Source organism: Mesorhizobium sp. M2A.F.Ca.ET.043.05.1.1 (assembly GCF_003952445.1).
Taxonomy (GTDB): domain Bacteria; phylum Pseudomonadota; class Alphaproteobacteria; order Rhizobiales; family Rhizobiaceae; genus Mesorhizobium.
The window spans coordinates 2,645,320-2,671,168 of sequence record NZ_CP034446.1 but is presented as its reverse complement, the minus strand read 5'-3'; the positions used below and the strand labels follow the sequence as shown (position 1 = coordinate 2,671,168).

Sequence of the window (25,849 nt, the reverse complement as noted above, 5' to 3'; positions counted from 1 at the left end):
TAACGAGTTTGCCGTGCCCGGCACGGTCATGAATAAGAATCGCCAACGGAGGCTGTATAAATGGGCAAGGTAGTCGTGGTCACATCGGGCAAGGGGGGCGTCGGCAAGACGACCTCGACGGCCGCGCTCGGCGCCGCCGTGGCCAAGACCGGAAAGAAGGTGGCGCTGGTCGATTTCGACGTCGGCCTGCGCAACCTCGACCTCATCATGGGCGCCGAGCGCCGCGTGGTGTTCGACCTCGTCAACGTCATCCAGGGCACCGCGAAGCTGTCGCAGGCGCTGATCCGCGACAAGCGGCTGGAGACGCTCTATCTGCTGCCGGCCTCGCAGACCCGCGACAAGGACGCGCTGACGGAGGAGGGCGTGGCCGAGGTCATCGCCCGGCTGCGCTCGGTCTTCGACTATGTCTTCTGCGACAGCCCGGCCGGCATCGAACGCGGCGCCCAGCTTGCCATGCGCTTCGCCGACGAGGCGGTGATCGTCACCAACCCGGAAGTGTCGTCGGTTCGCGACTCCGACCGCATCATCGGCCTGCTCGACGCCCGCACCATGAAGGCCGAGCAGGGCGAGCTGGTGCAAAAGCACGTGCTGGTCACGCGCTACGACGCCGCGCGCGCGGCGCGCGGCGAGATGCTGTCGATCGACGACGTGCTGGAGATCCTCTCCACGCCGCTGCTCGGCATCATCCCGGAAAGCCAGGATGTGCTGCGGGCCTCCAATCTCGGCTCGCCCGTCACGCTCTCGGAACCGCTCAATGGTGCCGCAAAGGCTTACCTGGAAGCGGCAAGGCGCCTGGAAGGCGAGGACCTGCCGGTGGTCGTCCCCTTCGAACGCAAGGGCTTCCTCGACCGGCTGCTCGGAAGGAGGGCCGCATGAGCATCCTCGACCTCTTCAAGCGGCGCACCAGCGCGCCGGTAGCGCGCGAGCGGCTGCAGCTGCTGCTCGCCTATGAGCGCCAGAGCCGCGGCCAACCCGACCTCGTCTCCATCCTGCGCGAGGAGATCATGGCGGTCATTGCCAAGCATGTGCAGATCGACCAGGACTACCTCCAGGTCTCGATGGATCGCGGCGCCACAATGTCGACGCTGGAGATCGATATCCAGATCCCCAACAAGAGCGCCGCGCCGTTGGCGATGGCGGGGTGATCTTTACCCTCCCCCTTGTGGGGAGGGTCGGTCCGCAAAGCGGATCGGGGAGGGGGCCTGCCAGCCTCTCGGGGTCGGCGCCGACCCCACCCAGACCTTCGGTCCGACTCCCCACAAGGGGAGATAGGATGCCGACGCCAGTAGCGCAGACAATTGGGCAAAGCCGCGGAGCGCGTAATCTCCCCCCTCGAGGGGGAGATGGCCGGCAGGCCAGAAGGGGTCGTCTCACGTAGATCGCCGACCTCGTCGCTCGCCGCCCAGGGCGCTGGCGCTTCACGCGCGGCGACCCCCTCTGTCGCCTTCGGCGACATCTCCCCCTCGAGGGGGGAGATCCCAGCCCTCACTCCGGCTGGTACAACTCATCCATGCTGCGCGCCGCGAGTTCGGCGAAGGGCACCTGCTTCCTCACCCGTCCATGCTCCAGGATCACCAGGTCGTCGCAGAACGAGATGGTCGAGTGGTGGTGGCTGATGACGATCGTCGTGCGGCGGCCGGCGCGCGACTTCAGCGTTTCCACGATCGCCGCTTCCGACAGCCCGTCCACCGCGTTGGTGGCCTCGTCGAGGATCAGGATGTCGGGGTCGCGCACCAGCGCGCGGGCGAGCGCTATGCGCTGCCTCTGGCCGGCCGACAAATTGACGCCGCGATAGCCGACGATCGTCCCATAGCCCTGCGGCAGGCGTTCGATGAATTCATGCGCCTCGGCAAGCTCGGCGGCGCGCCGGGCCTCTTCCTCGCTCGCCGTGTCCTTGCCGTAGGTAATGTTGTCGAGAATGGTGCCGTCCACCAGCTCCAGTTCCTGGCTGGCCAGGGCGATATGCGCCCGCCATGCGACCGGATCGATCTCGCCGAGCGGCGCGCCGTCGACGAGGATGCGGCCGCCGTCCGGCTCGACGAAGCGGCAGAGCAGGTTGACGATGGTCGTCTTGCCGGCGCCAGAGCGGCCGATCAGCGCGGTCGAGCGGCCGCTTCTTATGTCGAAGCTCGCCGCGTGCAGCACCGCCGCGCGCTGCTCCTCATTGGCATAGCTGAAGCTCACGCCCTCGAAGGCGATTTTTTCGCCTAAAGACGAGAACGGCCGGCTGCCTTGCGGCGCGGCCGGCTTGCCCTCGGGATCGAGCAGCCAGGTCACTTCCTCCAGCGAGCCGGAAAGCCCCTGCAATTGGCTCCATGTCATCTGCAGGGCCCTGACATGCGGCTGCAGCCGGTAGAGCAGGATGAGGAAGGCGGCGACCATCGGGAAGCTCAAACCCGCGAGCCAGGCGCCGATCACCACCGCCAGGAACAGCATGGCGTGCAGCACTTCGGTCAGCGGCGCCAGTGCGCCCTGACGGTTGGAAAGCTGGAAGGCCGCCCGGCGCACGCCGTCCGACGCCGCCTCGAACGCCACCTTCTCGCGCGCTTCCTGGCCGAAGATGCGGATCAGCCGGCCGGCATGGACCAGGTGCAGCATCCGCGAGGCCAAGGCGCTGTTGCGCGAGGCAACGCTTCGGCTCGGCTTTCTCAGATGCGCCGACAGCGCCATATGCGCGACCTGGACAAGCGCCAGCCCGAGCATCACCAGCAGCGTCATCTGCCAGGAGAGCAGCAGCAGGAAGACGAGCAGGATGATCGCGGCCGAGGCGCTGACGATCGAGCCCAGCATCGCCTGGATGGCGTCCGACGCCCGCCAGGATTCGCTGGAGATGATGTTGAGCAGCCGCCCGGGGCTCTCCTTCAGGAAGAAGGGATAGCCGATAGTGAGCAGCCGCTCGGCGAGCGCGCCGCGGATCGCCTGGCTGGCCTTGCCGTAGATATGGGCGGTCAGCACCGAATTGGCGAAGGCGAGCAGGTTCTTCAAGAGGATCGAGCCGAGGATCGCGGCCGCAATCGCGATCAGCCGCTCGCGCTCGCCGAGCCCCGCGCCGACCTTTTGCAGGAGGGCCGACAGGCCGGCCATGCCGGTCGCCTCGCCATGCCCCATGATGATGCCGAGCAGCGGGATGATCAGCCCGATGCCGAAGCCTTCGAGGGCCGCGCTCGCAAGCCCGAGCGCGACGACGATCGGCAACAGGCCGAGCTGCCGGCGGCCGAGCGCCTGGTTGAGCATCGGCAGGGTCGGGCGCCGGCTCATCGCGCGCCGGCCTCCGCCCTGGCCTCGATGGTCTCGTGGCCCGACCGCGGCTGCCGCCCAGGCCGCCCGACAAGCGCGAGAGCGATGAACTTCGCCGCGCCCGCGAGGTTCATCAGAACGATCGGCCAATGCGACAGTTTGAGCTCCTGGTCGAAGCGCGGCCCGCCGACGAGCTCGCGCATGGCGGCCCGGGCCGCCCAGTAGAAATGGCGCAGCAGCCAGGGCGCGCGGCGAAAATGCTTCAGCAACAGCGCGCCGTTGCCGAAATGATAGTCGCGGTGCAGCCGGTCGATCGCCATGCGGTCGCGCCGTCCGTGATGGTGGAAGATCGTCATGTCGGGCACATATTCCACCGCCATGCCGGCGAGCATCGCCCGCACCAGATAATCCGTGTCCTCGGCCGAGCGCAGCGCCCCGCCGGCGCCGAAGCGTTCGTCGAAGGGGCCGATGCGGGCGGCGACGGCGCGGTGCATGGTCATGTTGCAGCCGAGCACGAAGCCGCCCGGGTGGACCGCCGGCGTCAGCCGCTCGCGCTTGTCGCAGCGCTTGATGGTGAAGGGCAGGTCCAGCGCGTCGCCGGTCTCGACGCGGCCGCCGCGGATCAGCCATTTCTCGCCGCTCGCATAATGTCGCTCGAGGTCGGCGAGATAGTGAGGGTCGAGCCTGCAGTCGTCGTCGACGAACACCAGCACCCGCCCGCGCGCCCGCGCCAGCCCCGCATTGCGCGCCGCCGCCAGTCCGGGGCGAGGCTCCGAGATTGCGGTCAGGGCGATGTCAGAGCTAGCGGCGGTCGCAGAAAGATAACTGGCCGTGCCGTCGCGCGAGCCGTTGTCGACCACGACCAGTTCGGCTGTGTAGGCCGGGTGCGCCCGGCAAGCGGCGCGGATCGAATCGATACAGGCTTCGAGCACGTCCAGCCGGTCGCGCGTGCAGACGATGAAGGAGACCTGTGGCCGCTGCCTGGGCCACGGAGGAGGGGGCAGGGCGGGGCGCAGGTGCCGCAGCAGCGGATGGCGCTCGGCGTTCATGGCGCGGCCATCCTGTAGGGCGCGAGCACTGACGCTGCCGGCGCGGATTTGAAGCGGTAGGCAAGCCCGTCGGCGCGCTTGCCCGCCCACATCGAGGCCTGGCTCAGCCAGGGCGCCCAGGCGCCGGGGCCGAGCGCGTATTTCTCGCGGCGGCGGATCGCGTTCCATTTCCCGGTCAGCGTCAGCAATTCATGTGTCAGCGCGGGCCGCTCCTCGTCATTGACGAGCTGGTAGAGGAAATAGAACAGGTTCAGCGCGCCGGCCTCGAAGCTCGGCCGCGTCGGGTCGGGCAGTGCCGCGATCCGCTCTTCAAGCGCCCGGATGAAAGCGGCCGCCCGGCGCACGGTGTCGAGGCAGACGCGATCGCCGATGGCGCGCAGGTCCGTGCTGTCTTCCGCCAGTCCCTGACGCTCGAGATTCTCGCCGACAATCTTGAGATGCGTGCGCCGCATCTCCTTGCTGTGCCGGCTTGTCACGCTGCCGGGGTGCAGGCGGTAGACGAGCAGGCTCTCCGGCATCAGCGCTGCCGGATAGCGCTCGGCCAGCCGCCGGAAGAGGTCGAAGTCCTCGGCGTGCCGGTAGTTGCCGTCGTAGTGGAGGTCCGCCTCGGAGATGACCTTGCGATTGTAGACCACCGTCGGGTGCAGGAAGATCGTGAAGAATTTCGACAGCACGGTGAGGTCGAGACGGAACACCGGGTCGAGCCGCCCCTTAAGGACGCGGCCATGCAGCAGCGTGTCCACGAGCGCGCCGCAGAAGCCGAGCTCCGGCCGCGCGGCAAACAGCGCCGCCTGGCGCGACAGCCGCCAGGGATAGGCGAAGTCATCGGCGTCCATGCGCGCGACGAGCTCGCCTCGCGCGATCGCCAGTCCCTCATTGAGGCTGGCGACGAGGCCACGGTTTTCCCGCGAGATGATCGATACGCGGCCGTCGTCCCGGCGGCAGCGTTCGAGGATCTCCAGCGACCTGTCGGTCGATCCGTCGTCGATGGCGATGATTTCGAGCTGGTCGTAGTCCTGCCGCAGGATCGACTGCATCGCGGCGGCCACGTAGGGCTCGGCATTGTAGACCGGCAACAGCACGGAGATGAGAGGTGCCGCGGTCATGGTCGGCTCCGGTCCGTCGGCCGCAGATCGAGCGCCGGGGCGGCGCCGAACCGGAGGGCCTCGCTCGCGCTGCGCGGATGAGCGGGCGCGACATAGGGGAAATAGCGCTTGAAACCGTTGAGCGGCTTCTCGAAGAACACCCAGGAAAGCGAGGCGACGACCACGGTGGCGGTGCCGGCGACGAGGAACCGTCCCGGCCCCTGTTCCGAGACGTTGACCGGGATCCATGGCTGCGCCCTGACCGCACAGGCCAGTAGGATCGAATGATAGAGGTATACGCCGTAGCTGATGCGGCCGAGCCACAGCAGCGGGGGGAGTTCGGCCAGCCTGCCAATTGTGCCGCGCAGGCCGTTCGAGCATGCGGCGACGATTGCCAGCATCGGCACCAGCGGCAGCACCTGCACCAGCGCCCAGCGCGGCCACTCCCAGGCCGAATTCGCCGTCCCGGGATCGGAATGGACCACGAACAGGAACGCCACCGCCAGGGCAGGCCAGCAGAGCCGCATCCATTGCGGCGCATCCGCGCCCCTAACGCGGCGGACGGCAAGCAGGGCGCCGCAGCCAAGCGCGTCCATCGAGGCCGGCGGCAGCAGGTCGCGGGCCAGCGCCGGGTTGGCGGCGATCGGCCAGTAGAGCCGGTAGGCGAGCGAGAAGGCGATGACGCCGATGGCGATCGCCTCGATGCGCCGGCGCGGCGCCAGAAGCACGATCAGCGGCCAGGCGAGGTAGAATTGCTCCTCGATGCTGAGGCTCCAGAAGTGGCAGAGCAGCCAAGGCGTCCAGTCGTTCTGCCGCGCGTACCAGAAATTCGAGAGGTAGAGCGCATGCCAGGCGAGCGAGGGCCTGGATTGTTCCGAGACGAGCCATGCGAGCGCCAGCACCGCGAAGTAAGGCGGGAATATCCTGAGCATGCGCCTGGCATAGAAGGAACGCAGCGCCGGCCCGGAGGCGAATGCGCTGGTGTCACGCGCGTCCAGCAACAGCCGGGTGATCAGGAAGCCGGAAAGCACGAAGAACAGCCTGACTCCGAGATGGCCTACGAAGGACGAGCCGCCGGGAGCAAAGAAATGCGAGTAGAGCACCAGCATCACCGCAACGCCCCGCAAGGCATCCAGCTGGATGTCGCGCGCGTTTGTCATCAGCGGCGTTCGCCAGGTCGGTCACGCCACGCGGCAGAGGGCCGGCAAATCTCGCCGCTGCGGGCCGACCGCTTGCCGTCCGGGCCCGGGGCGCAATCCCTGCCGGCCGGCGGAATGCCCATCCGAGTCACAATAATGGCATCCTCCAACGAGCATGCCCCCGCTCCACGATTGTCGCGGCAGATGTTGCGGTGCAACACAAAATGCTTACGATCCTGAAATAAGATGTGATGCCGGTTTGGGACGAAAATAGTTGTGTAGCGAAAATATTCGTACGGTTCGTCCAATGGTCCTATGAAGCCATAGGCAATTGGTCTGATTTGCGGAAAGTATCAATCGCGATGGATGTCGGAGAGTTATCCCTGCAACCGCAGCGGGTATGATGGCAATATTGAGAAAAAGGCTCGCTCGCGGAGCAAAATTCTACGGAAGAGTCCGCGGAAACATCTTGAATTTCAAGTTATTGTGCGATGCAGCGGGCCTGCCGCCCGAGGAAGGGGGCGCCTTGTCCTATCATCCGCCGCCCGCTGCCTCACGACGGCGCTGCCGCAAAGGCTTTATCTCCGATCCCGACCAAGGCAGGGGACGGAGAGCAAGTGACGTCGACGCCGATTGCAAAACCGCAGGCGCAAATGGGCGCCATGCCCGTGCTCGGCCTGCTTGGCTCGATGCTGTCGGTGCAGGTTGGCGCCGCCTTTGCCAAGGGCCTGTTCCCGGTGCTGGGACCGGAAGGCACGACCATGCTGAGGCTTGCCATCGGCGCGCTGATGCTGGCCGCTGTGCTGAGGCCATGGAAGGTGCTGCCCTCACGGAGGAACCTGCCCTGGCTGGCCGCTTACGGCATCACTGTCTGCGCCATGAACCTGCTGTTCTATGCCGCGCTCCAGCGCATTCCGCTGGGTATCTGCGTGGCGCTGGAATTCACCGGGCCGCTGTTCGTTGCGACCCTCGGCTCCAGGCGCCTGCTCGACCTTGTCTGGGTGGGGCTGGCGATAGCCGGCATCGCGCTGCTGTCGCCTTTTGCGGGGATCAGCCGCGGGCTCGATCCGCTGGGCGTGGCGCTGGCGCTGGCGGCCGGCGCCTGCTGGGGGCTCTACATCATCTTCGCGCAGAAGGCCGGCGCCGAGCTCGGCGCGCGCACCTCCGCCTATGGCATGGCGATCGCCGCGGTGCTGGCGCTGCCTTTCGGCTTCGGCGCCGCTCAAGCCCATCTCGCCGACCCGCACGTCATGGCCGGCGCGGCCGTGGTCGGCCTCTTCTCCAGCGCGCTGCCCTTCTACCTGGAAATGCTGGTGCTGGCCCGCATGCCGGCCAGGGTCTACGGCATGCTTGTATGCCTGGAGCCGGCGGGCGCCGCGCTGACCGGCTTCCTGTTCTTGGCGGAGAAGCTCAACTTTCTGCAATGCGCCGGCATCGCCGCTGTCATTGCCGCCGCCTTCGGCACGGCGGTCGCAGCGCGGCGGCCGGCGCCTTCGCCGGCCTGACCCCAGGAAGCCGTCGCGCGCACCAGAATCCATTTCTGAGCGACGCGCTCCAAAGCGTTGCCAGGCTTGGAGAAATCGATGCGCGCACGGCAATATCCGACCACATCCGGTGGTTGAAATAAGACTTAGGTCCTATAGAAAATAGCAATAAGTCCGAGTGGACAAGACAAGGGTCGTGGGCCACTTCCTAATCATGGGCTGATTGGGGATGCTTATGCTGCGACATTGCCGGTGGGGTAGTTCGGCCGACGGGCTGAAGGGCTGGCGTGGGGAGAGCGGGATGCGCTTAACGCGCAGGGGCTGCAGGCTGGTCTTGCGAGCGCTGACTGCGTTGGCGCTTGTTGTCGCGCCTTTCAGTCTCTCCCTCGATGGTGTCGTTGTGACCAAGGCCTATGCCGGCAAAGGCGGCAATGGTGGCGGGAACGGCGGCAATGGTGGTGGAAACAGCGGCGGGAACGGCGGCGGCAACAGCGGAAACGGCGGGAACAGCGGCGGAAACGGCGGGAACAGCGGCGGGAACAGCGGAAACGGGAACAGTAACGGCAACAGCAGCGGGAACAACAGCTCGAGCAACAGCGCCAGCGAGGCGAGCGCCGCCGATGTCGACAGCCACGTGAACGCGGCGACCGGCGATAAGGTCGAGGCCACCGCCGGCAGCATCCAGGTTACGCACCGCAATGGAATGAAGGAGACGATCGAGAACGGCCGGTTCACGATGGAAGACAAATACGGACGCACCATCGTCGACCGCAAGGCCACCATGGCTGATCTCAATCGCCTGAAGAGTTTGTGAGAGCAGAGTTTGTGAGAGCGAGGTTTTATCCGGATTAGATCTTAAGGGACCGAAGGTCAGCGCTGCAAAATCAGGTTGCCACCTTTTGCTTCGTCTCTGCGGTCCTGATCGTCTTGCGATGGAATCTGGCTACTCACCTTACCCCCGCCTCCGTGCGGGGGTAATTTTTTCAAGCTGCGGCGATTGCTGCTGTTGCGACATTGGTCACGCGTGGCGGCGGAAATGGTCTGATCGGCCGGAGCATGGGTCGTGGGCCGCTTTCGTCGCGTCGGAGGAATGTGATCCTTGCCTCCGTCAAGAGACCGGTTCCGCATTGCCCGTGCCGAGAGCGGACCTTCGGAACCGGCAAGAAGGAAAAGAATGCGCCAACCCGCCCGCAAAAGGCTAGCCGACCTCTCGCTGCGCTTCTCTGTCGCCCTGGCGGTTGTGGTCGCGCCCTGCCTGTTGGCGCCGGGCAACGTGACAAAGCTCGTGTCCGCCGCCTACGCCGGCAACGGCAATAGCGGCGGCAATGGCAATGGCGGCAACTCGGGTTCCGGCGGCGGTTCCAACTCCGGCTCCGCAGGTGGCTCCAATTCCGGCTCTGCCGGCGGATCCAATTCCGGCAACGCCGGCGATGACGGTAACGCCGGCGGCAATTCCGACAACAGCAATGCCGGCGGGGGCAACCCCAATGCGGGACCAGGCAACAACAGCGGCAAGGGCCATGCCAATCCCGGCGGCAAGAACAGCTATACCAACGCGGCAACCGGCGACACGCTCTCGATCGACGGCAACAAGATCACCGTCGTCCACCGCAACGGCATGAAGGAAGAAGTCCGGAACGGCCGTTTCGAGATGACCGACGCGCAAGGCCGCACCATCATCGAGCGGCAGGCGACGGAGGAGGATCTGAATCGTCTGCTGAGCTTGTGAGGGCCGGGAAAGGCTACCCCCTTTTTCCGATGCCCTCGCATGTCACCCCCGTCCCTTGAGGCGGGGGTGATTTGCGTTGGGGGAGGGGAATTGGGGAATTGAGGAACTGAAGAACTGAAGAACTGAAGAACTGAAGAAAGAAGGATCGGCCACCGTTCCTTGCTTCCTCGATCTCCAACGTCTCAAATTCTCCAATTCTTCAATTCTTCAATTCCTCGGGCCCCCAATTCCCCAACTCTCCGTCCCGCCCCTCAGTTCCTCTCCCTCGCCTCATGCATCAGCAGCGCCGCTTCGGTGCGGTTGCGCACGTTGAGCTTGGCGAGCACCCTGGTCATGTGATGCTTGACCGTCTTTTCCTGCAGCGACAGCCGGGCGGCCACCTCCTTGTTGCTCAGCCCCTCCGCGACCAGCTTCAGGATCTCGGCTTCGCGACCGGTGAGCTGGGCGAGCGGGTCCGGCTTGCTGCCGGTGGGCTGCAGAAGGTCGGAAAGCAGCCTGGCCGAGAGGCTCGGCGAAACATAGCTCTGGCCGTTGGCGACATCGCGAAGGATCTCGGCCAACGCCTTGGAGCCGACGCCCTTCAGCACATAGCCGCGCGCGCCGGCCTTTAGCGCCTGGGCGACGTCGGCATTGGTCTCCGACACCGTCAGCATCACGATCTTCTGCTCGGGCATCGCTGAAAGGATGCTGGCAAGCGCGCTGAGGCCGCCGCCCGGCATGCTGATGTCGAGCAGAAGGATATCGGGCATGCTGGCGCGCACCAGCCTTTCGGCGTCCTCGGCGCTGGCGCCTTCGCCCACGAGTTCGAAGCCGCCTATCTCGCCGAGGCTGCGCGCAACGCCCTCGCGAAACAGGGGATGGTCGTCGACTATTGCGATGCGGATGGGTGTGCTCACGGTTGCTCCTCGACAGACAAGGTGATCACCAGTCTCGTTCCTCCGGGGCCTGTCAGTGTCTCGAACTGACCGCCTATGCTTTCGATACGTTCCCTCAGGCCCGCAAGCCCAAGTCCCTCGCTTCGGGCCGGGTCGAAGCCGGGGCCGGTGTCCACGACCTCGACGAGAAGCTTGCCGCCTTTCGTCGTGGCCCTGACCTGCTGGCCCTTGCCCTTGCCGTGCCGGAAGGCGTTGTTCAGGCCTTCCTGCACGAAGCGATAGATGCTGATCTTTTCCGAGGTGCCCAGTTCCGGCAAGCGCTCTGGCAGGGTTAGCAACACATTGGTGCTGGTGCGGCGCTCATGCTCGGCCACAGCCAGCCGCAAAATGTCGGCGATGGCCTGGGTCTCGATCTGCGGCAGCACCAGCCCGTTGCAGATGCCGCGTATCTCGCGCATCGCTTCGCCGAGCGTCTTGTGGATTCCGGCGATCTCGGCTTCGCGCAGCGTGCTCGACGTGGCCGGATCGACCAGCGCCGGGCTGTCCATCCTGAGCGCGGCGAGCGCCACAAGTTGCGCCGGCCCGTCATGCAGGTCGGCGCCTATGCGCCGCAGATAGCGCTCGTTGATGGCGGTGGCGCGGCGCGAGGCGCGCTGAACGCGCTGCCGCAGCGACGAGTTCTGCGCCAGCGCCGCCTGCAATTCCGAGACCTTGGCCTTGAGCGCTGCCTGCTGCGTGACGATGGTGCGGCTGCCGCGGAAAACGATGCCCGAGAGCAGGGCAAGCGCCGCCGCCGTGGCGCCCGCCACCACCAGCCAGCTCCACAACAAGGCCGAGTGCAGCGATTCCTCGAAATCGCCGGACAGTTCGTAGAATTCCGACACGGCCACGACCTCGCCCGACCAGGGTTCGCGCACCGGGTTGTAGATCTCGAGCAGCGGCACCCCCATCGACCGTTCCTTCTCGTCTTCCTCGTCCGCGAGCCTGTTGGAGTTGTATTTGACCATGACATTGCCGGCGAAAGCGGCGACGAGATTGACGTTGGGCTTGATCTGCCTGCCGATCAGGCTGGTGTCCTTCGAATAGAGAATCGTGCCGTCGCGCCGCCATAGCTTGAACGAGACCAACCTTTTCCCAAGTGCCCCCTGGCCCAGCGTCTCGTCCAGCGCCCGCTTGACGGTGTCGTCAAGCTCCTGGCTCTTGCGCATGTCGGGCAGCAGCGGCGCGATCACGCTGTCGACATAGAGCGCGGTGGTGGCGGCGGAATTGTGCAGGACGCCGTCACGGATCTGCGATGTCACCCACAGCCCGACCACGAGCATCACCGCCAGAAGGCCGATGCCGCCCGCGATCACGAACTGCCAGGCAAGCGAGAGCCCGCTCCAGATTCGTGCAAGCCGTTTCAGATACCTCCCAAACATCGGACCGTTCACCCACCCGTTCGCGACAGTATAGGCGAGGTGGCGCAATTGCGACACCGACCTTGGTCCGTGCCGATGAGGAAGGTTAATGACGGGCCGTTGCCGGCGGCGGCAGCTCTGATTCGCAAGCGGCAAGGTTGCCCATACCCCGAATGGCAAATGCCCGCGTCGCTCCTGTTGACGGGGAAGACGCGGGCCGGCTGCCACCTGAATTTCTTGCAGCGCCGACACAACCACCAATCCGGCCCAAGGTCCAGACCAAAAGACGTATGCCCCGCAGAATATAGCGCTGCGCCGCCGCCGTCTCGCTCCAGCGCGGTCCTGTCATCGGGCGTTGCGGATATGAATATATAGCGATGTCTGTCGGATGCCCAGCCCCGGGCCGGGCGGCCCTGCCTTGCATAAGACGCGGGAAGTCGCGACGGCATTTGCGCCCAAAAGAAGTCAGGGCCAAGGCCTTGATCGGCCGGACACGCGCCGCCTATACGATGGACGTTACCTTGCTGTTCGTGGCAACGCAGTATGGACGTAGGCACAAAAAACCATAAAAGAAATCAGCGGCTGTCGATCTTTGATCTCGAAGCATTACGGGAAGCTTTCAGGCAGTCTGTTCGGGAGAACGACGTCACGGAAGCCGAATGGGCGCGGCACGCCGAGCATTTCGTCAAGAGCACGCTCCAAAAAGGCAGCCGGCTCACGCGGACTTGAGCGTTCCGTGCGCCCGGGATCGGGGTGATTCCAGGCAGGAACGTTTCGGCCATGGCCGCTCGGACCATTGCGCCGGCGCATAGGACCTCAGCGACAATTGCGGGCGCAGGTGGAAACGGACACTGTGTCCGTGCGCCGGCTACCCCCAAGGAAACCCAATGGTCGGCGCTTTAGCCCGGCTTGCCTGTAAGAGAGCCATACTCTTTTACCGCCAAGGCAAGCCGGGCTACCCCACTCCCTGAACGCTCCAAGGCTGGTCCGTCGTCGAAACCCGGCGCCGAAGAATGTATGGCCGTGGGCCATTGCAATGCGGCGGAACGAAAAGCAGGTCGGGGGCGTTCTAGGCCGCGATGTCGAGGAGTCCTCACCATCACAAGGCCGAAAGGCCGTTTCAGGCCTCGACAGAAGAGGCGGAGCGCTTGGCGCGTGCGGAAAAGAACGCCAGGCTGAAGGAGCTTCGCACCCACGCTTCCTGGCTGGTGCTCGATCCGCAGGCGCATTTCCAGGAGGAGATCGACTGTTCGGCCCTGTTCGGCGACCTGTCGATCCGAAAGGTCGGCCGCGAGGGCTAGGACAATTCCAGGAACGGGCTTTCAGCCCGTCACGCGAGCTGCAATCCGGCCGCGCCATCCTCGCGCGCGATCTCGATCAGCCGCGCGATCGCCCATGGCGTCATCAGCGCAAGGAAAGCAGTGAGATCGAAGAAGAGCGACCGCGCCAGATCGAACCCGCTGTGGTCGTAGCAGACTGCAAACTCCATAACGCCTTACCCCTTTTGACCCACCCGCAGCGCTCGTAATTTCGCGCACCCTTGAGCATGATCCTGATTTGCATCGAATACAAGGGGTCGCTAATCAAGCCGAATGTGCACCGCTATCGGCGAATCTGAAAGATCGCGATGCCGCTTTAGGCCGGCTTCGGCCAGAACAGCCAGGTGAGCGCCAGCGCCGCCAGAACCCAGGCCGCGATCATGAAGGCGAGCCCCGCCTTGCTGACCGGCTTCTCGCGCCGCGCGGCTTCTTCTCGGAATTCACGCATCAGATCGGGCGGCACCAGCCTGACCGCGAGCATGATGCCGAGAGGCACGACCAGCAGGTCGTCCAGATAGCCGATGATCGGGATGAAATCCGGGATGAGATCGATCGGGCTCAGCGCATAGGCCGCGACGGCGCCCGCGATGGCTTTTGCGTACCAGGGCACCCGCGAATCACGGGCCGCAATCCAGAGCGCCATCACGTCGCGCTTGATGGCGCGCGCCCATCGCTTTGCCGAGTCGAGAGCCGACATGAGCCCATTGTATAGGGCCGTACGGGCCTTCAGGCCAACGGACGAATACCGGATTTGGCCTCTCAGGCGCAGTCCTTCAACTCGACAACCTCGACGCCAAGGCGGAAAGCCTGGCCATCGGCGTAGGAACGCGCATATTGCTCGGCTTCGAAGGGGAAGATGAGCGTGGTGCCGTAGGCGGTGACGCGCACCGTCCACTTCTGTCCCCTGACGAGTTCAACACCGTGAAGCTTCGCCGTCACCATCTCACCCTCCTCAGATCCGGCACGCTCGCAACATCCGCATAACGTCGCGAAAGTCATTTGAATACAAACAATTCGACTTAATCGTGTCGTTGCGATGTCGATTCCGACATTGGGTCGTTTGCGTCCGTGAAGTGGTTCACCGACAGAAGCGTTTTTTGCCGCCGGCGCGCGCGGGCATCATGGTGACCGGAACCGAGGCAGGCCCCGGCGGGTTGGAGTCGTGGCCCGCACAGGAGGTTTCCATGATCCGCAAACTGAAAACCGGCGAATACCGGCTCTATTCGCGCAAGATCGATCCCAGGACCGGCAAGCGCCGCAATCTCGGCACCTTCAAGTCGCGCGAAGCCGCCGAAAAGCACGAACGCGAAGTGCAATATTTCAAGCGGCACTAGGACAGTTCAGCGAGGTGAGCTTCTGGGAAAGCGACCGGCGTTTCACCGGGAGCAATCGCCGCCTAGTTTCATCCATGCGGTGTCGGTTGCGTGCGCGGGCGAGGGTGGCCAGGCACGTTCGAGCCGATATGGTCGAGGTCGCAACGCCTCGTCACCATCTCGACCGACCCGGTGTCGACGGTCACGCGCCCCAGCACCTGCACCGTCGTGCGTCCGAGATCCTCGTCGACATGGACGACGTCACCCTCGAGCCTGAGTTTGTCGCCGGCCTTCGCATTGGGCTCGACCATCGAATAGCGATGGCCGTTGCCGTCGAGGCTCAGCGTCACGCGGTCGTTGATACGTTCGACCACGGTGGCGATCACAGCCACCCTGTCGCCTATTTCAACAACGGGCCGGGCCATTGCGACCTCCTTTCTGCTCCGCGCGGTGTTGGCCGGGAGCCAATGGGCTGACGACATGACGGATGCCGACAGCTGTTGAAAAAAACGAAAAAACAAGTGTTTGGTTGCCTCTGCGCCGCCGGCCACTACGGCCGGCCGATCACATGAAGCCGGGATTTCGCAGCAGCGCATGCTTTGATCGACCGCAAGGCCGAGCGGCTTATCGCATTGCCTGCCGTCGCGGCTACTGGACTACTGGGGGTGGCCCGCGCGGAACCACGCGGGTCGCCAGATGTTCCTGTTGATCGCAACGACAACAGGAATGGTACATGGTTGCGCCACGCGCGGTCTGGAAGGGTTTTCTCAAGGTTGGGTCGGTCTCGTGCGGCGTGAAGCTAGTCGGCGCGACCAGCGAAACCGGAAAAGTCCATTTCAGGATCCTGAACCGCAAGGACGGCCTGCCGGTGAAAAGCGCCTATGTCGACGAGCAGACCGGCGATGTCGTCGAGACCGAGGACCAGACCAAGGGCTTCGAGGCGGAGAAGGACGATTTCATCGAGATCGAGCCGGATGAGATCAAGAAGCTGAAACTCACCTCGGCGCACACATTGGAAGTTGACGAGTTCGTCGCCCTTGACGAGATCGACACCCGCTATCTGGAAAAGCCCTATTACCTCATCCCCGCCGATGGCGCCGCGCTCGAGGCCTTCAGCGTGCTGCGCGAGGCGATGAAGAAGAAGCGCGTCGCCGCAAGGTCCTGCGTCGTGCTCTACCAGCGCGGCCGCGAGGTCGTCATCCAGCCTTTCGGCAAGGGCATGCTGCTCACCGAACTGCGCACCCGGGACGAGATGGTCTCGGAGAAGAGCGTTTTCGAAGACCTGACGTCACCGAAATACGACAAGGACCTGCTCGAGATTGCCGAGCTTCTGATCGACAAGAAGGTGACGAAGTTCGATCCTTCGAAATTCGAGGACACCTATGAGGATGCGCTGATCGCGATGATCGATGCCAAGCGCAAGGGCAAGAAGCCGCCCAAGGCCGCGCCGCCGCCAAGGGAAAATGTCGTCGACCTCGCCTCGGTGCTGAGGAAGAGTCTCGCCAAGGAAGGCATCAAGGCACCCTCGAAAGCCAAGCCCGCGCGCAAGTCGGCCTGATCGGTCGACCGATAGGATCCCTCAAGCTCGATCAGCGGATTCGCTCACTCCTGTCGGACGTGATCCTTCCCCAATTGCCATATCCTACCCTGGGGGATAGGATCGTGCCATGACGATACACAGCTCCCATCCCGATATCATCGCCCGGCTCAAGCGCGCGCACGGCCATCTTGCCGCCGTGCTCACAATGTTCGAGCAGGGCCGTTCCTGCCTCGACCTTGCGCAACAGCTCCATGCCGTCGAAAGCGCCGTCGGCAACGCCAAGCGCGAGCTGATCCACGACCATATGGAGCATTGCCTTGTCGAGGGCGGCGAGCCGACCAGGGACACGCTGAAAGAGCTGAAGCAGCTCACCAAATATCTGTGAGGCCGCTCATGTTGACGAGGATTCTCGACTGGTTCGGCTTCGGCTCGCACGGGCATGACCACGGCGGTCATGGCGGGCACGATCATGGCGGGCAGGGGCATGACCATCATGGGCCGCACGGGCACACGCATGGCGTCATAGATGCGACGATCGCCACGACTGAGCGCGGCATCTGGGCGATCAAATGGTCGTTCGTCATCCTGGCGATAACGGCCGCGCTGCAGCTCGCCGTCGTCATCTTTTCGGGCAGCGTGGCACTGCTTGCCGACACCATCCACAACATCGCCGACGCGACGACCGCCATTCCGCTCTGGATTGCCTTCGTGCTGGCACGACGCAGGCCGACCCGAACGTTCACCTATGGCCTCGGTCGCGTCGAGGATCTTGCGGGCATCGTCATCGTGCTGATCATCCTGGCGAGCGCGCTGGTTGCCGGCTACGAAGCGATCGATCGCCTGTTCAATCCGCAGCCGGTGCGGTTCCTGGGTTGGCTGGCCGCCGCCGGCGTCATCGGCTTCCTCGGCAATGAGGCGGTGGCCGTCTTCCGCATTCGCGTCGGCCGTCAGATCAACAGCGCGGCCCTGATCGCCGACGGCTACCACGCGCGCACCGACGGGCTGACCAGCCTTGCCGTCGTTGCCGGCGCGGTCGGCGTCTGGCTTGGCTACCCGCTCGCCGACCCGGTCATCGGCCTCATCATCACCATCGCCATCTTCGGCATCGTCTGGCAGTCGGCGCGTTCCGTGCTGACGCGCATGCTCGACGGTGTGGAGCCGGGGCTGGTCGACGAGGTTCATCACGCCGCTGATCATGTCGCCGGGATCGACAGGGTGGTCGACGCGAAGGCCCGCTGGCTCGGCCACAAGCTGCATGTCGATGTGGAGATCGCGGTCAATGACGGGCTGCTGCTCGCCGCCGCCAACAACATCGCCGCGTCGCTGAAGACGGAGCTCTTCGCGCACATTCCCGCGCTTGACGTCGCCACGGTGCGCTTTGCCGCGCCCGAGGCCGAGGGTGGCCACCACCACGCGCCTGACCCGTTCCTGGTGTCGGGCAAGCTGGCCAGCGGGCTGCTCGAGATCGTCGACACGCCGCAGGGCGAGCGCATGCGGCTGCGCCTCTCGCGCCATGCCGAGGGCTTGCAAGCGAACGTCGCCATCGAACGCGCCGGCGGTGCCGTCGAAAGCCTGCCGCTGTCCCCGGTCGGCGGCGACCATCACTATCTGCAAAGCCTTGTCGCGCCAGCCGAGCCGCATGAGTTCAGCGCCAGGCTGCAACTGGCGGCCGGTCAGGACAGCGAGGACCTGCCCTTCGCCATGGCCGAGCCGGAACGCCACCACCACGAGCACGCGCATGGATGATACAGGCGCTCTTTGACTATCAACGCGAGATTTACCTGGCGGTGGCGCAGCACCTCAAGGCGTTTGCCGGCGACGGCAACTGGCTTACGCTCCTTGCGGTCCTGCCGATGGGCGTCGTGTTCGGGGCGGCTCACGCCCTGACGCCGGGCCATTCGAAGACACTGCTCGCCGCCTATATCGCCGGCTCGCAGGTGAAACTGGCTCGCGGATTGCTCGCCTCGCTTGCCCTTTCCTTCACCCATATCACGATGGCGGTGCTTATCGCGGTGCTGGCGCTGCCGCTCGTGTCGATCTCGCTGGGCAGCGTCGGCCGCGCTCCCGCGCTGGAAATGCTGAGCCGTGGGCTGCTCGGTCTGATCGGCGTGTGGATAATCTGGCGCGCGCTGCGCGGCCGTCACCATCATCACGTCCATGAGGGCGAAGCGGTTGGCTTCATGGTTGGACTGATCCCTTGCCCGCTGACGCTGTTCGTCATGACTTATGCCATCTCGCGCGGCATACCCTGGGCCGGACTTGTCTTCGCTGTCGCGATGATGGTGGGCGTCGCGATCACGCTCGGTATCGTCGTGCTGCTGGCGGTGCTGTTCCGCAGCGGATCGGTTGCCGCGCTGGAACGGCTTGGATCGAGCACGGCCGGCGTGGCCACCTTTCTGGAGATCGGGACCGGGCTGATTCTGGTTGGCGCGGCATTGCATCAGATCTTCGGGTAGCGCGTCACCGTACGCTGATCAGCGCCGTGCCGGCGATGGCCAGCAGCGCTCCGGCCCAGGCGGCCGCGGTCGGCCTTTGGCCGCTGCGCAGCCACACCATCGGCAGGATGATGACCGGCGTCATCGAGGACAGCGTGGAGATGATGCCGACATTGCCGGTGCGCAACGCGGCCATCAGGCAGGACATGCCGAGCGAGGTGCCGACGAAGGCGGACAGCACGGCGAGCCCGACCGTGCCAAACTGGACGGCCTCCCTTTTGCCCTTGCCGAACGGCGTTGCCGTGAGCGCGATGAACAGGATGACGGCCAGCCCGGAACGCAGTGCCATGGCCGTGAACGGCTCGACGCCGGCCGCCATGGCCGGCCGCGCCAGAAGCGTGCCGATCGCCTGGCCGAGCGCCGTCGTCACGCCGAGCACGATGCCTGGTCCCATGCGGCCGGTGAGCGGCGGGCCGGGCACGGTGCTGACCGGCACGGTGGAAGGGGTGACGACCGGCATTGCCGGCGCCAGGTCGCCGCGCTTGAGGAAGCGCCGCGGCATGCCGATGGCAAGCACGATGCCCGCCAGCACCAGCGCCACGCCCAGCGCCTGCCAGCGGCTGATGGTTTCGCCGAGCACGAGATAGCCGAGCGCCAGCGCGAAGGGCGAGGTGAGCGAGAACAGCAGCGCCGTGATGCGCGGGCCGACCGAATAGATGGTGGCGAAATAGGTTGTGCTGGCGATGCTGATGCCGGCGAAGCTCGACCCGGCGAGCAGCCAGAATTCCCTCGCGCCGATCGTGTGCCAGCCGCCGATCGCCAGCGACACAGAGCCGGTCATCACGAAGGTCGCGAGCATCTGCCAGCGGGCAAGCTGGAGCAGGGGAACGCGCCCCTTGAGCTCGCTGAGGAACATGGAGCTCAGCGCGCTGCACAAGGCGGCGGTGACGGCAAGGGCTTCGGAGACGAACATGGCTGGCGGCTGCGGCGATTCCACCCCAGGATTGGGCAGGCGCCGATGCTTACGCCAGCTCGCCGCAATGCGCTAGCCGGACCGGCGGCCGCAGGGGCATGCACCGAGACATCAAGTCGAGGACGACGACGGGCTTCGCCCGAACACAGGAGCGACGGGGCGGTGCCCCGCCGCTTCCACGGTGTCATTCCGGCAAAAAGGATACGGACGGTCTATTGCATGGCAGCGGGGTTCATCCACAAGAACTCCCAGACATTGCCGTCCGGGTCTTCAATGTGGCGGTTGAACATGAAGCCGAGATCCTGCGCCGGGTTGGGATCGGCGCGGCCGCCCGCTGCAACACCTTTCTCGATGACCGCGTTGACCGCGTCCTTGCTGTCGACGGTCAGCGCGATCAGCATTTGGCTCTCGCGCTTGGCATCGCCTATCGGACGGGCCGTGAACTGGCTGTAGTGCTGGTGCGTCAGCAACATGACCCCGATCGATTCGGAGAACATGATCGAGCTGGCTTGGTCGTTCGAGAACTGCGGGTTGAGCGTGCCGCCGATCGCGAGATAAAACTTGGTCGCCGCCTGCAGATCGCGCACCGGCAGATTGAGGAAGAGCATCTGGGTCATCGGGTTGAAACCTCCGTTTCATTGACGGGTACTAGTCAGTCTAGTACTGTTGCGTTGGCTATCATGCGGGAACGGTACCGTCTAGTACTGATAGAGGGGCGCTATGAAAATTGCTGTTGAGACCAGATCGGCCCGTAAGGATCGTGAGATCATCGAGGCGGCGACCGCCGCCTTCATCGCCAAGGGCTACGATGGGACCAGCATGGAGGAGATCGCCACCAGGGCGAGCGCTTCGAAGCAGACTGTCTACAAGCATTTCACGGACAAGGAGACGCTTTTCACCGAAGTCGTGGAGTCCACCGCTTCTCAGGTCAACGACGTTGTCGAGTCCGTCACAATGCTGCTTTCCGAGGCAAAATTCTTGGAGGGGGGCCTGCAGCAGCTTGCCCGGCGATTGACCACGACGCTGATGAACGACGAGTTGCTGAGGCTCCGGCGTCTGATTATCGCCAATGCCGATCGGATGCCGCAGCTTGGCCGCAGTTGGTACGACAAAGGCTTTGAGCGCATGCTTGCCTCGGTGGCGGAGTGCTTTGAAAAGCTCACCAGCCGAGGCCTGTTGCAGACCGGCGATCCCCGTTTGGCGGCCAGCCATTTCTTTGGCATGCTGCTTTGGATTCCGATGAACGAAGCCATGTTCACCGGAAGCAATCCGCGCTCGAAAGCCGACCTTGAGCGCCACGCCGATGCCTCGGTCGAAGCATTCCTTGCCGCCTATGGGGCACGCTCGAAATAGTCGCGCCGCCTGGCACGATCTGCTCAGCGCAACGGGCCGCGTTACGTTGCCTGGTGTCGTAGGAGGTCGGCCGGCCTCAGTCAGTTAAGCAGCGCCTGAGAGTCCAACGCGATCGGCTAGGGGACGGCGGAGGGAAAGCGAATGGCTACTATCGTACTCTTTCACTCGGTGCTGGGCCTTCGGGCGGTGGAGCAGCAAGCCGCTGAGAGAATGCGAGGCGCCGGCCATGATGTTGTGACGCCGGACCTGTACGCGGGATTAACGGCGCCGTCGGTCGACGAAGGGCTTGACCTGATGGGCAAGGTCGGATGGGAAATCATCTGCGGCCGTGCCAGGGCGGCGCTCCTCCAGACTTCTCGAGACGCGGTGCTCGCAGGCCATTCGATGGGAGCTGGGGTGGTCAGTGCCGTTTGGCCAGAAAGAATCGCTGCCGCGGGCGTTGTGCTGCTGCATGGCCTTGCCGATATTCCCACAAATGTTCGTCGACACATTCCGGTCGCGGTCCACGTCGCCGACCCGGATACGTTTGCGCTGCCTGAACAAGTTGCCGGCTGGTCGGCGGCGGCAAAGCGCTGCCAAGTCAAGGCGGAGATTTTCACCTATCCGGGGATCGGCCATTTCTACACCGATCGAGCGCTGCCGGACTATAATGCGCCCGCAGCCGAACTGACTTGGTCGCGCGTTCTGGCTTTCCTGGAAACGATCGCACGAAAGACTTGAAACGGTTCGGTGATATTGTGAGACGCTGAATCGTTCTAGACGGTGCCGGCCCGCGACGAGGGCAAACGGAAGATCGACCACGCAGCCGTCATCAGCGCCGCCACCGTGACCAGCAGCACCGCCAGGCTCGGCAGGTGGAAGACCATGTCCCGCCATCTGGGCTCGATCACCGCGCCGGTGCTGAAAGCCTCGCCGCTGAACTGGCACAGGATCCAGGATGCGCCGCTGCGCACCATGTCTGCGTCGATGTCGGAGATGAGCGCTTTCGCCTGGCGCTCGGCCGCTGGCATCTTCGCCATATAGGCGAGCAGCTCCTTGGCGGTGGCGAGATAGGCGTGGCTGCATTCGTTGAAGGGGCTTTCCTCGTCGCCCAGGCTTCCCGGCATCAGGCCCCAGAGGCAGTATGTGAATTGCAGATTGCCGTGATTGTAGAGCCGCCTGAAGGTCGGATCGGTCGCGGTCTGGCGTTGGGCAAGGTCGAGGATGTCGCCGCGATAGCGCGCGATCACCGCCATCTGGCCGTGGGTGAGGCTGGGGATCTGGATGCCCGCGGGAGGCGGGGCCGAGGAGCCGCTATGCGCCAGCGCCGAGGCTGTCGCCAGCAGGGCGAACAGTGCCGCAACCGAGCAATTCCAGGAAAAGTGTGCCGCGGTTTTCCGTCCGGAATTGCGAGAAAACAAAAGACCAAAGCGGCTCAGCGGTCGTGTCGACCGTTGAGCCGCTTTGGCCGCCAGGGCAAAGAACCGTGGCGGCCAGCGCATGGGTTTCAGGCGTAGCGGCGGGCGGAGCCGCGCTGGTCGCGCACTGCGACCACGCGCTCGGCAACAGCGCCGAAGCCGAGTCCGACGACGGTCCACAGCACCAGCTGGATGCCGAGCGAGGCGACGCGGAATTGCCACAGCACCGTCGCCGAGAAGTTCTCCGGCACTTCGTTGATGTCGGGCAGGGCCGCCTTCACCAGCGCGAAGACGACGAGGAAGGCGAGCCCAGCCACGATCGAGGCATTCCAGGCGCCGAGCCTGCTCCACAGCCGCTGCGCCAGGCCGACCGCCGCCACCATCGCGGCGATCGAGATGACGATCATGATGAAGAACAGTTCGGTGCGGTAGGCGATGGTTTCGGGATTGCCGACCGCGGGCGGGTTGGCCGGGTATTTGAGGCTCGGAACCACGATCACGGCAAGGAAACCGAGCAGCGCCAGCAGCGCCGAGGTGCCGCGCGGGCCGAGCGAGCTCAGCCGGCCATAGGCATAGGCGAAGACCAGCGAGAACAGCCCACCAAGCGCCGCGCCATAGACCAGCACGCCGGTCGCCAGACCGATGCCTGCCTGCGTGGCGCGGCTGACCATCTCGGGCTCCGGCGCCTCGCCGGCGGCCTGCGCCTGCTGTTCCTCGAAGGCGATCGCCTTGTCGACCTGCGGCTCGCCATAGACGCGGGCGAAGGCGAACGCCAAAATCCCCGCCACCAGCCCGACAAGCATGCCGCGCAGCAAAAGTTTTCCGACCATGTCAGAGTCCCTTCAAGCAATTTTCCGGAAAAATTAAGCGTTTTCCTCCCGGAATTGCGTCAGACCAAAACTTAGGACGGTTCAGCCTTCGCTGAATCGCTCCTAGTGGCAGGGGAAGCCGAGCAGGTGGCGGCCGTCATGCACGAATTCATGCACTACCGTGCCGCGGATCAGCGACGTCGCGCCTTCTTCCGCGCCGACGAAATAGATCATCAGCATCAGCATCAGGCCGGCAAAGATTGCCCAGGGCAGAAGCTCGCGGACGGGAATCGCAACCGGGCCGTAGGTCGGGGCGAAGGTGGTGTCGGACATTTTGACCTCCTACTGGGATGCTGCGTCCCGTTGATCCAACTGTGGCTGCGGGATAAGGCCTGACTTTCGGCTGGTGCCGATCACAGTGGCGCGACCGTGCCGGACTCGCACCGGCTTCCAATCCCGTATAGCGCTAAAACACTTGTCAGCAGTTCGTTCGCCTGTCAACGACATGTAATGGCCAACGCGGCTTCGCCTGGCCGAAATTTCACTGGACCACGGAGTTTTGGGATGTTCGCCCGCCTGACGATGATCGCAAGCGGCGCGACGCAGGCCGCGCGCAAGGGCCGCTTTCCGACGGACGAGGCGCCGGAGCCGAGCGCCCTCGATCGCGCCGGCGCGATCGCTTCGTCGCTGCGCCGGGCCGACCGCGTCTGGACAAGTCCGGCGCTTGCCGCGCGCAGGACGGCCGAGGCGCTCGGCCTGGATGCCACGGTCGAGCCGCTGCTTGCCGAGCAGGATTTCGCGCGCTGGGCCGGCAAAAGCTTCGAGCAGGTGCAGGCCGAGGACCCGGCAGGCATGGCGGCCTGGTTTGCCGATCCGGACGCTGCACCCCATGGCGGCGAATCGCTTGCCGCCGTCGCCCGGCGGGGTGCCGCGCTGATGGAGCGGCTGGCCGGCGAGGGCGGGCACACCATCGCGCTCACCCATGCCGTGCCGATCCGCGCCGCCATCGTGCATGTGCTGGGCGCGCCGCTCTCCTCGGTTTGGAAGATCGACATCGAGCCGCTGTCGTTCACCGAGTTCCGCAGCGACGGCCGCCGCTGGGTGCTGCACGCGAGCGGAGTCGCCGGGGCGAGATAGCGCTGGAGAACAGCTTTTCGAATCCTGCTGTTTCAGCAACCGCTAACGGAACGGAAACGCCTTGCTGCTATGGTGCTGCCCTGTGGCGAGGAGAGCCTTGCCTTAGGAGCCGCCGGATATGGCCAATTATCCCGAGACCGAGCGCCGTCTTCATGCGCGCGAATTCGTGCTCAAGGAAGCCACGATCATTGCCGGTGACGTCAGGATCGGCTGCTCGGTCAGGAATCAGCACGAGCAGGGCGCGGAGTTGCGCGTCGCCGCCGATACGGAGATCCCGGAACGCTTCCTGCTCGAGGTCCCAGCCGACGATATGATCTATCGCGCCCTGGTGCGGTGGCGGCGCAACGATCGCATCGGCGTGGCGCTCTACAGCAACGCGCCGAGGGGCTGACGCGTGGTCCTCGGCAATTCGTGACTTGATCCTGTCCGGATGGAATGCAACCCGGCACATCGGGAACGCAACCGCGGCGCGTGCGTTCATGAGGGCCGATCAACTGGGATTTTCGCGCATGAGCAGGACAGCCGTTTGGGTGGCGCTGATCGCTATCATTCTCGTGGGCCTCTATTTGTTGCAGCACAATGGCATGATCAGATTCTGAAGCGGCGGCGCTTAGGCTGCGTTCGCCGGTCAGCAGCAGCGGCTCTCTCCGCAACACGGTTTTCCCACGGCCGCCTGTTCCTTCAGCCAGCGGTCACGCGGCTTGCAGCTCGCCGGCCGTGGCGAAAGCTCGACCTCGATGGCGCCGCCAACGACGCTTGGCTGGGCCGCGCGGTGCAGTTCCATCGGGCGCACGCCGTCGCTGACCTCGAAGGTCAGCTTGGCCGACTGGTCGAGGGCCACGTGATCCGAGACCTTGCGGATGATCGCCGCGAACTTGCCGGCAGGCATATGGACCGGCCCGCCTTCGTCCACGTCCCATAGCTGGACGAAGATCTCCGACCAGGATTCCGGATTGGCCTCGCAATCCAGCGCCGAGAACTGGCCCGCCTTCACCTCGGTGACATGATAGCCTGGTTTAACCGGCCGCCCGTCATAGCGGAACACCAGTGGCCTGTCCTTGTAGTCGGCCAGCGCGCCCAGTAGGTCGCCAATGGTCAGGTCGGAGGGGTCGATCGGGGCGGCGATTTCATGATTGTCAGAAGACAGCATGTCGGCTATTCCTCATTTCAATATTTCAAGGATTATTGAAACGTGGATGAACGTCAAGCCCTGATCGCCTTTGGCGCGTTGTCGCAGGAAACCCGCCTGCGCCTGCTGCGCCTGTTGGTCGTTGCCGGGCCGGAAGGCGTTTCCGCCGGCTCGCTCGCCGAACAGGTCGAGGTCTCCCCCTCCAATGTCAGCTTCCACCTCAAGGAACTGGAACGGTCCGGCCTTGTCACCGCGCGGCGTGATGCCCGCTCGATCGTCTACAGCGCCGAGTACGACGCGCTGTCCGGCCTGATCCGGTTCCTGATGGAGGATTGCTGCTCGGGCCGCCCGGAAATCTGCGCGCCGGCGCTTGCCGCGCCTTGCTGCCGGCCGGGCGAGGGGACCAGGCAATGACTGCCGCGCCCTTGGCCCAGCGGGGCAAACCG

32 protein-coding genes and 1 riboswitch are annotated in these 25,849 nt (G+C 64.8%); of the genes, 16 read left to right on the top strand and 16 right to left on the bottom strand.

The features are described 5' to 3' along the window. Positions 1–60 precede the first annotated feature (60 nt). Together minD and minE are read left to right on the top strand one after the other, a co-directional pair. Positions 61–876, top strand: coding sequence for a septum site-determining protein MinD (gene minD, locus EJ069_RS13205; protein ID WP_126061655.1), 816 nt, complete (start codon positions 61–63; stop codon positions 874–876). Beyond that, on the top strand, positions 873–1,145 hold the full coding sequence (gene minE / locus EJ069_RS13200) for a cell division topological specificity factor MinE (protein WP_042638296.1): 273 nt from the start codon (positions 873–875) through the stop codon (positions 1,143–1,145). The genes minD and minE overlap by 4 nt, the downstream gene beginning before the upstream one ends. A gap of 340 nt (positions 1,146–1,485) precedes the next feature. Here minE and EJ069_RS13195 read toward each other — a convergent pair whose 3' ends face one another. From EJ069_RS13195 to EJ069_RS13180, 4 genes are read right to left on the bottom strand one after another with little or no spacing between them, the layout of a single operon-like run. Continuing rightward, on the bottom strand, positions 1,486–3,258 hold the full coding sequence (locus tag EJ069_RS13195) for an ABC transporter ATP-binding protein (protein WP_189476343.1): 1,773 nt from the start codon (positions 3,256–3,258) through the stop codon (positions 1,486–1,488). Continuing rightward, on the bottom strand, positions 3,255–4,286 hold the full coding sequence (locus tag EJ069_RS13190; RefSeq protein ID WP_126061654.1) for a glycosyltransferase: 1,032 nt from the start codon (positions 4,284–4,286) through the stop codon (positions 3,255–3,257). Before EJ069_RS13190 ends, EJ069_RS13195 begins: the two co-directional genes overlap by 4 nt. Then, positions 4,283–5,392 (bottom strand): glycosyltransferase family A protein, encoded by a 1,110-nt coding sequence (locus EJ069_RS13185; protein WP_126061653.1) that lies wholly within the window; start codon positions 5,390–5,392, stop codon positions 4,283–4,285. The genes EJ069_RS13190 and EJ069_RS13185 overlap by 4 nt, the downstream gene beginning before the upstream one ends. Next, positions 5,389–6,531 carry an acyltransferase gene (locus tag EJ069_RS13180; RefSeq protein ID WP_126061652.1) on the bottom strand — a complete coding sequence of 381 codons (1,143 nt, stop codon included), beginning with the start codon at positions 6,529–6,531 and terminating at the stop codon, positions 5,389–5,391. Before EJ069_RS13180 ends, EJ069_RS13185 begins: the two co-directional genes overlap by 4 nt. A gap of 596 nt (positions 6,532–7,127) precedes the next feature. On the opposite strand from EJ069_RS13180, the gene EJ069_RS13175 reads away from it, so the two are divergent. From EJ069_RS13175 to EJ069_RS33750, 3 genes are all read left to right on the top strand, one after another. Then, positions 7,128–8,015, top strand: a complete 888-nt coding sequence (locus EJ069_RS13175; RefSeq protein ID WP_126061651.1) for an EamA family transporter — start codon at positions 7,128–7,130, stop codon at positions 8,013–8,015. Between the two features lie 280 nt (positions 8,016–8,295). Beyond that, complete coding sequence (locus EJ069_RS13170) at positions 8,296–8,808, top strand: hypothetical protein (RefSeq protein WP_126061650.1); 513 nt, start codon at positions 8,296–8,298, stop codon at positions 8,806–8,808. 360 nt (positions 8,809–9,168) lie between these two features. Beyond that, positions 9,169–9,723 (top strand): hypothetical protein, encoded by a 555-nt coding sequence (locus EJ069_RS33750; RefSeq protein WP_126061649.1) that lies wholly within the window; start codon positions 9,169–9,171, stop codon positions 9,721–9,723. A 251-nt stretch (positions 9,724–9,974) separates the two neighbouring features. Here EJ069_RS33750 and EJ069_RS13160 read toward each other — a convergent pair whose 3' ends face one another. Both EJ069_RS13160 and EJ069_RS13155 read right to left on the bottom strand, forming a co-directional pair. After that, positions 9,975–10,619, bottom strand: a complete 645-nt coding sequence (locus tag EJ069_RS13160) for a response regulator transcription factor (protein ID WP_126061648.1) — start codon at positions 10,617–10,619, stop codon at positions 9,975–9,977. Continuing rightward, positions 10,616–12,019 (bottom strand): sensor histidine kinase, encoded by a 1,404-nt coding sequence (locus tag EJ069_RS13155; RefSeq protein ID WP_126061647.1) that lies wholly within the window; start codon positions 12,017–12,019, stop codon positions 10,616–10,618. Before EJ069_RS13155 ends, EJ069_RS13160 begins: the two co-directional genes overlap by 4 nt. A gap of 1,127 nt (positions 12,020–13,146) precedes the next feature. Between EJ069_RS13155 and EJ069_RS13150 the strand changes: the two genes are divergently transcribed. Beyond that, positions 13,147–13,299: a hypothetical protein gene (locus EJ069_RS13150; protein WP_189476340.1), complete on the top strand. Its 153-nt coding sequence runs from the start codon at positions 13,147–13,149 to the stop codon at positions 13,297–13,299. Between the two features lie 29 nt (positions 13,300–13,328). On the opposite strand, the gene EJ069_RS32745 is transcribed toward EJ069_RS13150, so the two are convergent. From EJ069_RS32745 to EJ069_RS13140, 3 genes are all read right to left on the bottom strand, one after another. Next, entirely contained in the window at positions 13,329–13,487 is a 159-nt protein-coding gene (locus tag EJ069_RS32745) for a hypothetical protein (protein ID WP_189341655.1), read from the bottom strand. A gap of 146 nt (positions 13,488–13,633) precedes the next feature. Beyond that, positions 13,634–14,014, bottom strand: a complete 381-nt coding sequence (locus EJ069_RS13145) for a YkvA family protein (protein WP_126061645.1) — start codon at positions 14,012–14,014, stop codon at positions 13,634–13,636. A gap of 62 nt (positions 14,015–14,076) precedes the next feature. Continuing rightward, positions 14,077–14,259: a hypothetical protein gene (locus tag EJ069_RS13140; RefSeq protein ID WP_036258067.1), complete on the bottom strand. Its 183-nt coding sequence runs from the start codon at positions 14,257–14,259 to the stop codon at positions 14,077–14,079. A 242-nt stretch (positions 14,260–14,501) separates the two neighbouring features. Between EJ069_RS13140 and EJ069_RS13135 the strand changes: the two genes are divergently transcribed. After that, a complete protein-coding gene (locus EJ069_RS13135) occupies positions 14,502–14,651 on the top strand; it encodes a hypothetical protein (protein WP_108702822.1) in 150 nt (49 codons plus the stop codon). A gap of 68 nt (positions 14,652–14,719) precedes the next feature. Here EJ069_RS13135 and EJ069_RS13130 read toward each other — a convergent pair whose 3' ends face one another. Next, the gene (locus tag EJ069_RS13130) at positions 14,720–15,055 is read right to left on the bottom strand and encodes a hypothetical protein (RefSeq protein ID WP_126061644.1); all 336 of its coding nucleotides are present in this window, start codon (positions 15,053–15,055) and stop codon (positions 14,720–14,722) included. Between the two features lie 308 nt (positions 15,056–15,363). Between EJ069_RS13130 and EJ069_RS13125 the strand changes: the two genes are divergently transcribed. The 4 genes from EJ069_RS13125 to EJ069_RS13110 all read left to right on the top strand — a co-directional run bounded on the left by EJ069_RS13125 (position 15,364) and on the right by EJ069_RS13110 (position 18,626). Beyond that, entirely contained in the window at positions 15,364–16,188 is an 825-nt protein-coding gene (locus tag EJ069_RS13125) for a Ku protein (protein ID WP_126061643.1), read from the top strand. A gap of 109 nt (positions 16,189–16,297) precedes the next feature. After that, positions 16,298–16,555, top strand: a complete 258-nt coding sequence (locus tag EJ069_RS13120) for a metal-sensing transcriptional repressor (protein ID WP_040973109.1) — start codon at positions 16,298–16,300, stop codon at positions 16,553–16,555. Positions 16,556–16,563: 8 nt separating this feature from the next. Next, positions 16,564–17,916 carry a cation diffusion facilitator family transporter gene (locus EJ069_RS13115; protein ID WP_126061642.1) on the top strand — a complete coding sequence of 451 codons (1,353 nt, stop codon included), beginning with the start codon at positions 16,564–16,566 and terminating at the stop codon, positions 17,914–17,916. Continuing rightward, positions 17,913–18,626: a sulfite exporter TauE/SafE family protein gene (locus EJ069_RS13110; protein WP_126061641.1), complete on the top strand. Its 714-nt coding sequence runs from the start codon at positions 17,913–17,915 to the stop codon at positions 18,624–18,626. The genes EJ069_RS13115 and EJ069_RS13110 overlap by 4 nt, the downstream gene beginning before the upstream one ends. A gap of 4 nt (positions 18,627–18,630) precedes the next feature. Here EJ069_RS13110 and EJ069_RS13105 read toward each other — a convergent pair whose 3' ends face one another. Continuing rightward, the gene (locus EJ069_RS13105; RefSeq protein WP_126061640.1) at positions 18,631–19,578 is read right to left on the bottom strand and encodes a DMT family transporter; all 948 of its coding nucleotides are present in this window, start codon (positions 19,576–19,578) and stop codon (positions 18,631–18,633) included. 212 nt (positions 19,579–19,790) lie between these two features. Continuing rightward, positions 19,791–20,195 (bottom strand): VOC family protein, encoded by a 405-nt coding sequence (locus tag EJ069_RS13100; protein WP_126061639.1) that lies wholly within the window; start codon positions 20,193–20,195, stop codon positions 19,791–19,793. Between the two features lie 103 nt (positions 20,196–20,298). On the opposite strand from EJ069_RS13100, the gene EJ069_RS13095 reads away from it, so the two are divergent. Together EJ069_RS13095 and EJ069_RS13090 are read left to right on the top strand one after the other, a co-directional pair. Then, a complete protein-coding gene (locus tag EJ069_RS13095; RefSeq protein ID WP_126061638.1) occupies positions 20,299–20,931 on the top strand; it encodes a TetR/AcrR family transcriptional regulator in 633 nt (210 codons plus the stop codon). Between the two features lie 141 nt (positions 20,932–21,072). Then, entirely contained in the window at positions 21,073–21,651 is a 579-nt protein-coding gene (locus EJ069_RS13090; RefSeq protein ID WP_126061637.1) for a dienelactone hydrolase family protein, read from the top strand. A gap of 35 nt (positions 21,652–21,686) precedes the next feature. On the opposite strand, the gene EJ069_RS13085 is transcribed toward EJ069_RS13090, so the two are convergent. The 3 genes from EJ069_RS13085 to EJ069_RS13075 form a co-directional block, all read right to left on the bottom strand. Then, positions 21,687–22,331 carry a hypothetical protein gene (locus EJ069_RS13085; protein ID WP_126061636.1) on the bottom strand — a complete coding sequence of 215 codons (645 nt, stop codon included), beginning with the start codon at positions 22,329–22,331 and terminating at the stop codon, positions 21,687–21,689. An 86-nt stretch (positions 22,332–22,417) separates the two neighbouring features. Further along, positions 22,418–23,158 carry a CbtA family protein gene (locus EJ069_RS13080; RefSeq protein WP_126061635.1) on the bottom strand — a complete coding sequence of 247 codons (741 nt, stop codon included), beginning with the start codon at positions 23,156–23,158 and terminating at the stop codon, positions 22,418–22,420. Between the two features lie 102 nt (positions 23,159–23,260). Continuing rightward, on the bottom strand, positions 23,261–23,470 hold the full coding sequence (locus tag EJ069_RS13075) for a CbtB domain-containing protein (protein WP_126061634.1): 210 nt from the start codon (positions 23,468–23,470) through the stop codon (positions 23,261–23,263). Between the two features lie 48 nt (positions 23,471–23,518). After that, positions 23,519–23,596: riboswitch (adenosylcobalamin (AdoCbl) riboswitch) on the bottom strand. 105 nt (positions 23,597–23,701) lie between these two features. On the opposite strand from EJ069_RS13075, the gene EJ069_RS13070 reads away from it, so the two are divergent. Further along, positions 23,702–24,274, top strand: a complete 573-nt coding sequence (locus EJ069_RS13070) for a histidine phosphatase family protein (protein ID WP_126061633.1) — start codon at positions 23,702–23,704, stop codon at positions 24,272–24,274. Positions 24,275–24,392: 118 nt separating this feature from the next. After that, the gene (locus EJ069_RS13065) at positions 24,393–24,665 is read left to right on the top strand and encodes a PilZ domain-containing protein (RefSeq protein WP_126061632.1); all 273 of its coding nucleotides are present in this window, start codon (positions 24,393–24,395) and stop codon (positions 24,663–24,665) included. A gap of 237 nt (positions 24,666–24,902) precedes the next feature. Here EJ069_RS13065 and EJ069_RS13060 read toward each other — a convergent pair whose 3' ends face one another. Next, positions 24,903–25,424, bottom strand: coding sequence for a DUF6428 family protein (locus tag EJ069_RS13060; protein WP_126061631.1), 522 nt, complete (start codon positions 25,422–25,424; stop codon positions 24,903–24,905). Positions 25,425–25,466: 42 nt separating this feature from the next. Here EJ069_RS13060 and EJ069_RS13055 point away from each other — a divergent pair, with 42 nt between their 5' ends. Further along, on the top strand, positions 25,467–25,817 hold the full coding sequence (locus EJ069_RS13055; protein WP_126061630.1) for a metalloregulator ArsR/SmtB family transcription factor: 351 nt from the start codon (positions 25,467–25,469) through the stop codon (positions 25,815–25,817). Positions 25,818–25,849 lie beyond the last annotated feature (32 nt).

Bases quoted from the DNA above. Each gene is read 5' to 3' on its own strand.
- minD (WP_126061655.1), top strand. From the start codon at position 61: ATGGGCAAGGTAGTCGTGGTCACATCGGGCAAGGGGGGCGTCGGCAAG.
- minE (WP_042638296.1), top strand. From the start codon at position 873: ATGAGCATCCTCGACCTCTTCAAGCGGCGCACCAGCGCGCCGGTAGCG.
- EJ069_RS13195 (WP_189476343.1), bottom strand. From the start codon at position 3,258: ATGAGCCGGCGCCCGACCCTGCCGATGCTCAACCAGGCGCTCGGCCGC.
- EJ069_RS13190 (WP_126061654.1), bottom strand. From the start codon at position 4,286: ATGAACGCCGAGCGCCATCCGCTGCTGCGGCACCTGCGCCCCGCCCTG.
- EJ069_RS13185 (WP_126061653.1), bottom strand. From the start codon at position 5,392: ATGACCGCGGCACCTCTCATCTCCGTGCTGTTGCCGGTCTACAATGCC.
- EJ069_RS13180 (WP_126061652.1), bottom strand. From the start codon at position 6,531: ATGACAAACGCGCGCGACATCCAGCTGGATGCCTTGCGGGGCGTTGCG.
- EJ069_RS13170 (WP_126061650.1), top strand. From the start codon at position 8,296: ATGCGCTTAACGCGCAGGGGCTGCAGGCTGGTCTTGCGAGCGCTGACT.
- EJ069_RS33750 (WP_126061649.1), top strand. From the start codon at position 9,169: ATGCGCCAACCCGCCCGCAAAAGGCTAGCCGACCTCTCGCTGCGCTTC.
- EJ069_RS13155 (WP_126061647.1), bottom strand. From the start codon at position 12,019: ATGTTTGGGAGGTATCTGAAACGGCTTGCACGAATCTGGAGCGGGCTC.
- EJ069_RS32745 (WP_189341655.1), bottom strand. From the start codon at position 13,487: ATGGAGTTTGCAGTCTGCTACGACCACAGCGGGTTCGATCTGGCGCGG.
- EJ069_RS13145 (WP_126061645.1), bottom strand. From the start codon at position 14,014: ATGTCGGCTCTCGACTCGGCAAAGCGATGGGCGCGCGCCATCAAGCGC.
- EJ069_RS13140 (WP_036258067.1), bottom strand. From the start codon at position 14,259: ATGGTGACGGCGAAGCTTCACGGTGTTGAACTCGTCAGGGGACAGAAG.
- EJ069_RS13135 (WP_108702822.1), top strand. From the start codon at position 14,502: ATGATCCGCAAACTGAAAACCGGCGAATACCGGCTCTATTCGCGCAAG.
- EJ069_RS13130 (WP_126061644.1), bottom strand. From the start codon at position 15,055: ATGGCCCGGCCCGTTGTTGAAATAGGCGACAGGGTGGCTGTGATCGCC.
- EJ069_RS13125 (WP_126061643.1), top strand. From the start codon at position 15,364: ATGGTTGCGCCACGCGCGGTCTGGAAGGGTTTTCTCAAGGTTGGGTCG.
- EJ069_RS13120 (WP_040973109.1), top strand. From the start codon at position 16,298: ATGACGATACACAGCTCCCATCCCGATATCATCGCCCGGCTCAAGCGC.
- EJ069_RS13115 (WP_126061642.1), top strand. From the start codon at position 16,564: ATGTTGACGAGGATTCTCGACTGGTTCGGCTTCGGCTCGCACGGGCAT.
- EJ069_RS13110 (WP_126061641.1), top strand. From the start codon at position 17,913: ATGATACAGGCGCTCTTTGACTATCAACGCGAGATTTACCTGGCGGTG.
- EJ069_RS13105 (WP_126061640.1), bottom strand. From the start codon at position 19,578: ATGTTCGTCTCCGAAGCCCTTGCCGTCACCGCCGCCTTGTGCAGCGCG.
- EJ069_RS13100 (WP_126061639.1), bottom strand. From the start codon at position 20,195: ATGACCCAGATGCTCTTCCTCAATCTGCCGGTGCGCGATCTGCAGGCG.
- EJ069_RS13095 (WP_126061638.1), top strand. From the start codon at position 20,299: ATGAAAATTGCTGTTGAGACCAGATCGGCCCGTAAGGATCGTGAGATC.
- EJ069_RS13090 (WP_126061637.1), top strand. From the start codon at position 21,073: ATGGCTACTATCGTACTCTTTCACTCGGTGCTGGGCCTTCGGGCGGTG.
- EJ069_RS13080 (WP_126061635.1), bottom strand. From the start codon at position 23,158: ATGGTCGGAAAACTTTTGCTGCGCGGCATGCTTGTCGGGCTGGTGGCG.
- EJ069_RS13075 (WP_126061634.1), bottom strand. From the start codon at position 23,470: ATGTCCGACACCACCTTCGCCCCGACCTACGGCCCGGTTGCGATTCCC.
- EJ069_RS13070 (WP_126061633.1), top strand. From the start codon at position 23,702: ATGTTCGCCCGCCTGACGATGATCGCAAGCGGCGCGACGCAGGCCGCG.
- EJ069_RS13065 (WP_126061632.1), top strand. From the start codon at position 24,393: ATGGCCAATTATCCCGAGACCGAGCGCCGTCTTCATGCGCGCGAATTC.
- EJ069_RS13060 (WP_126061631.1), bottom strand. From the start codon at position 25,424: ATGCTGTCTTCTGACAATCATGAAATCGCCGCCCCGATCGACCCCTCC.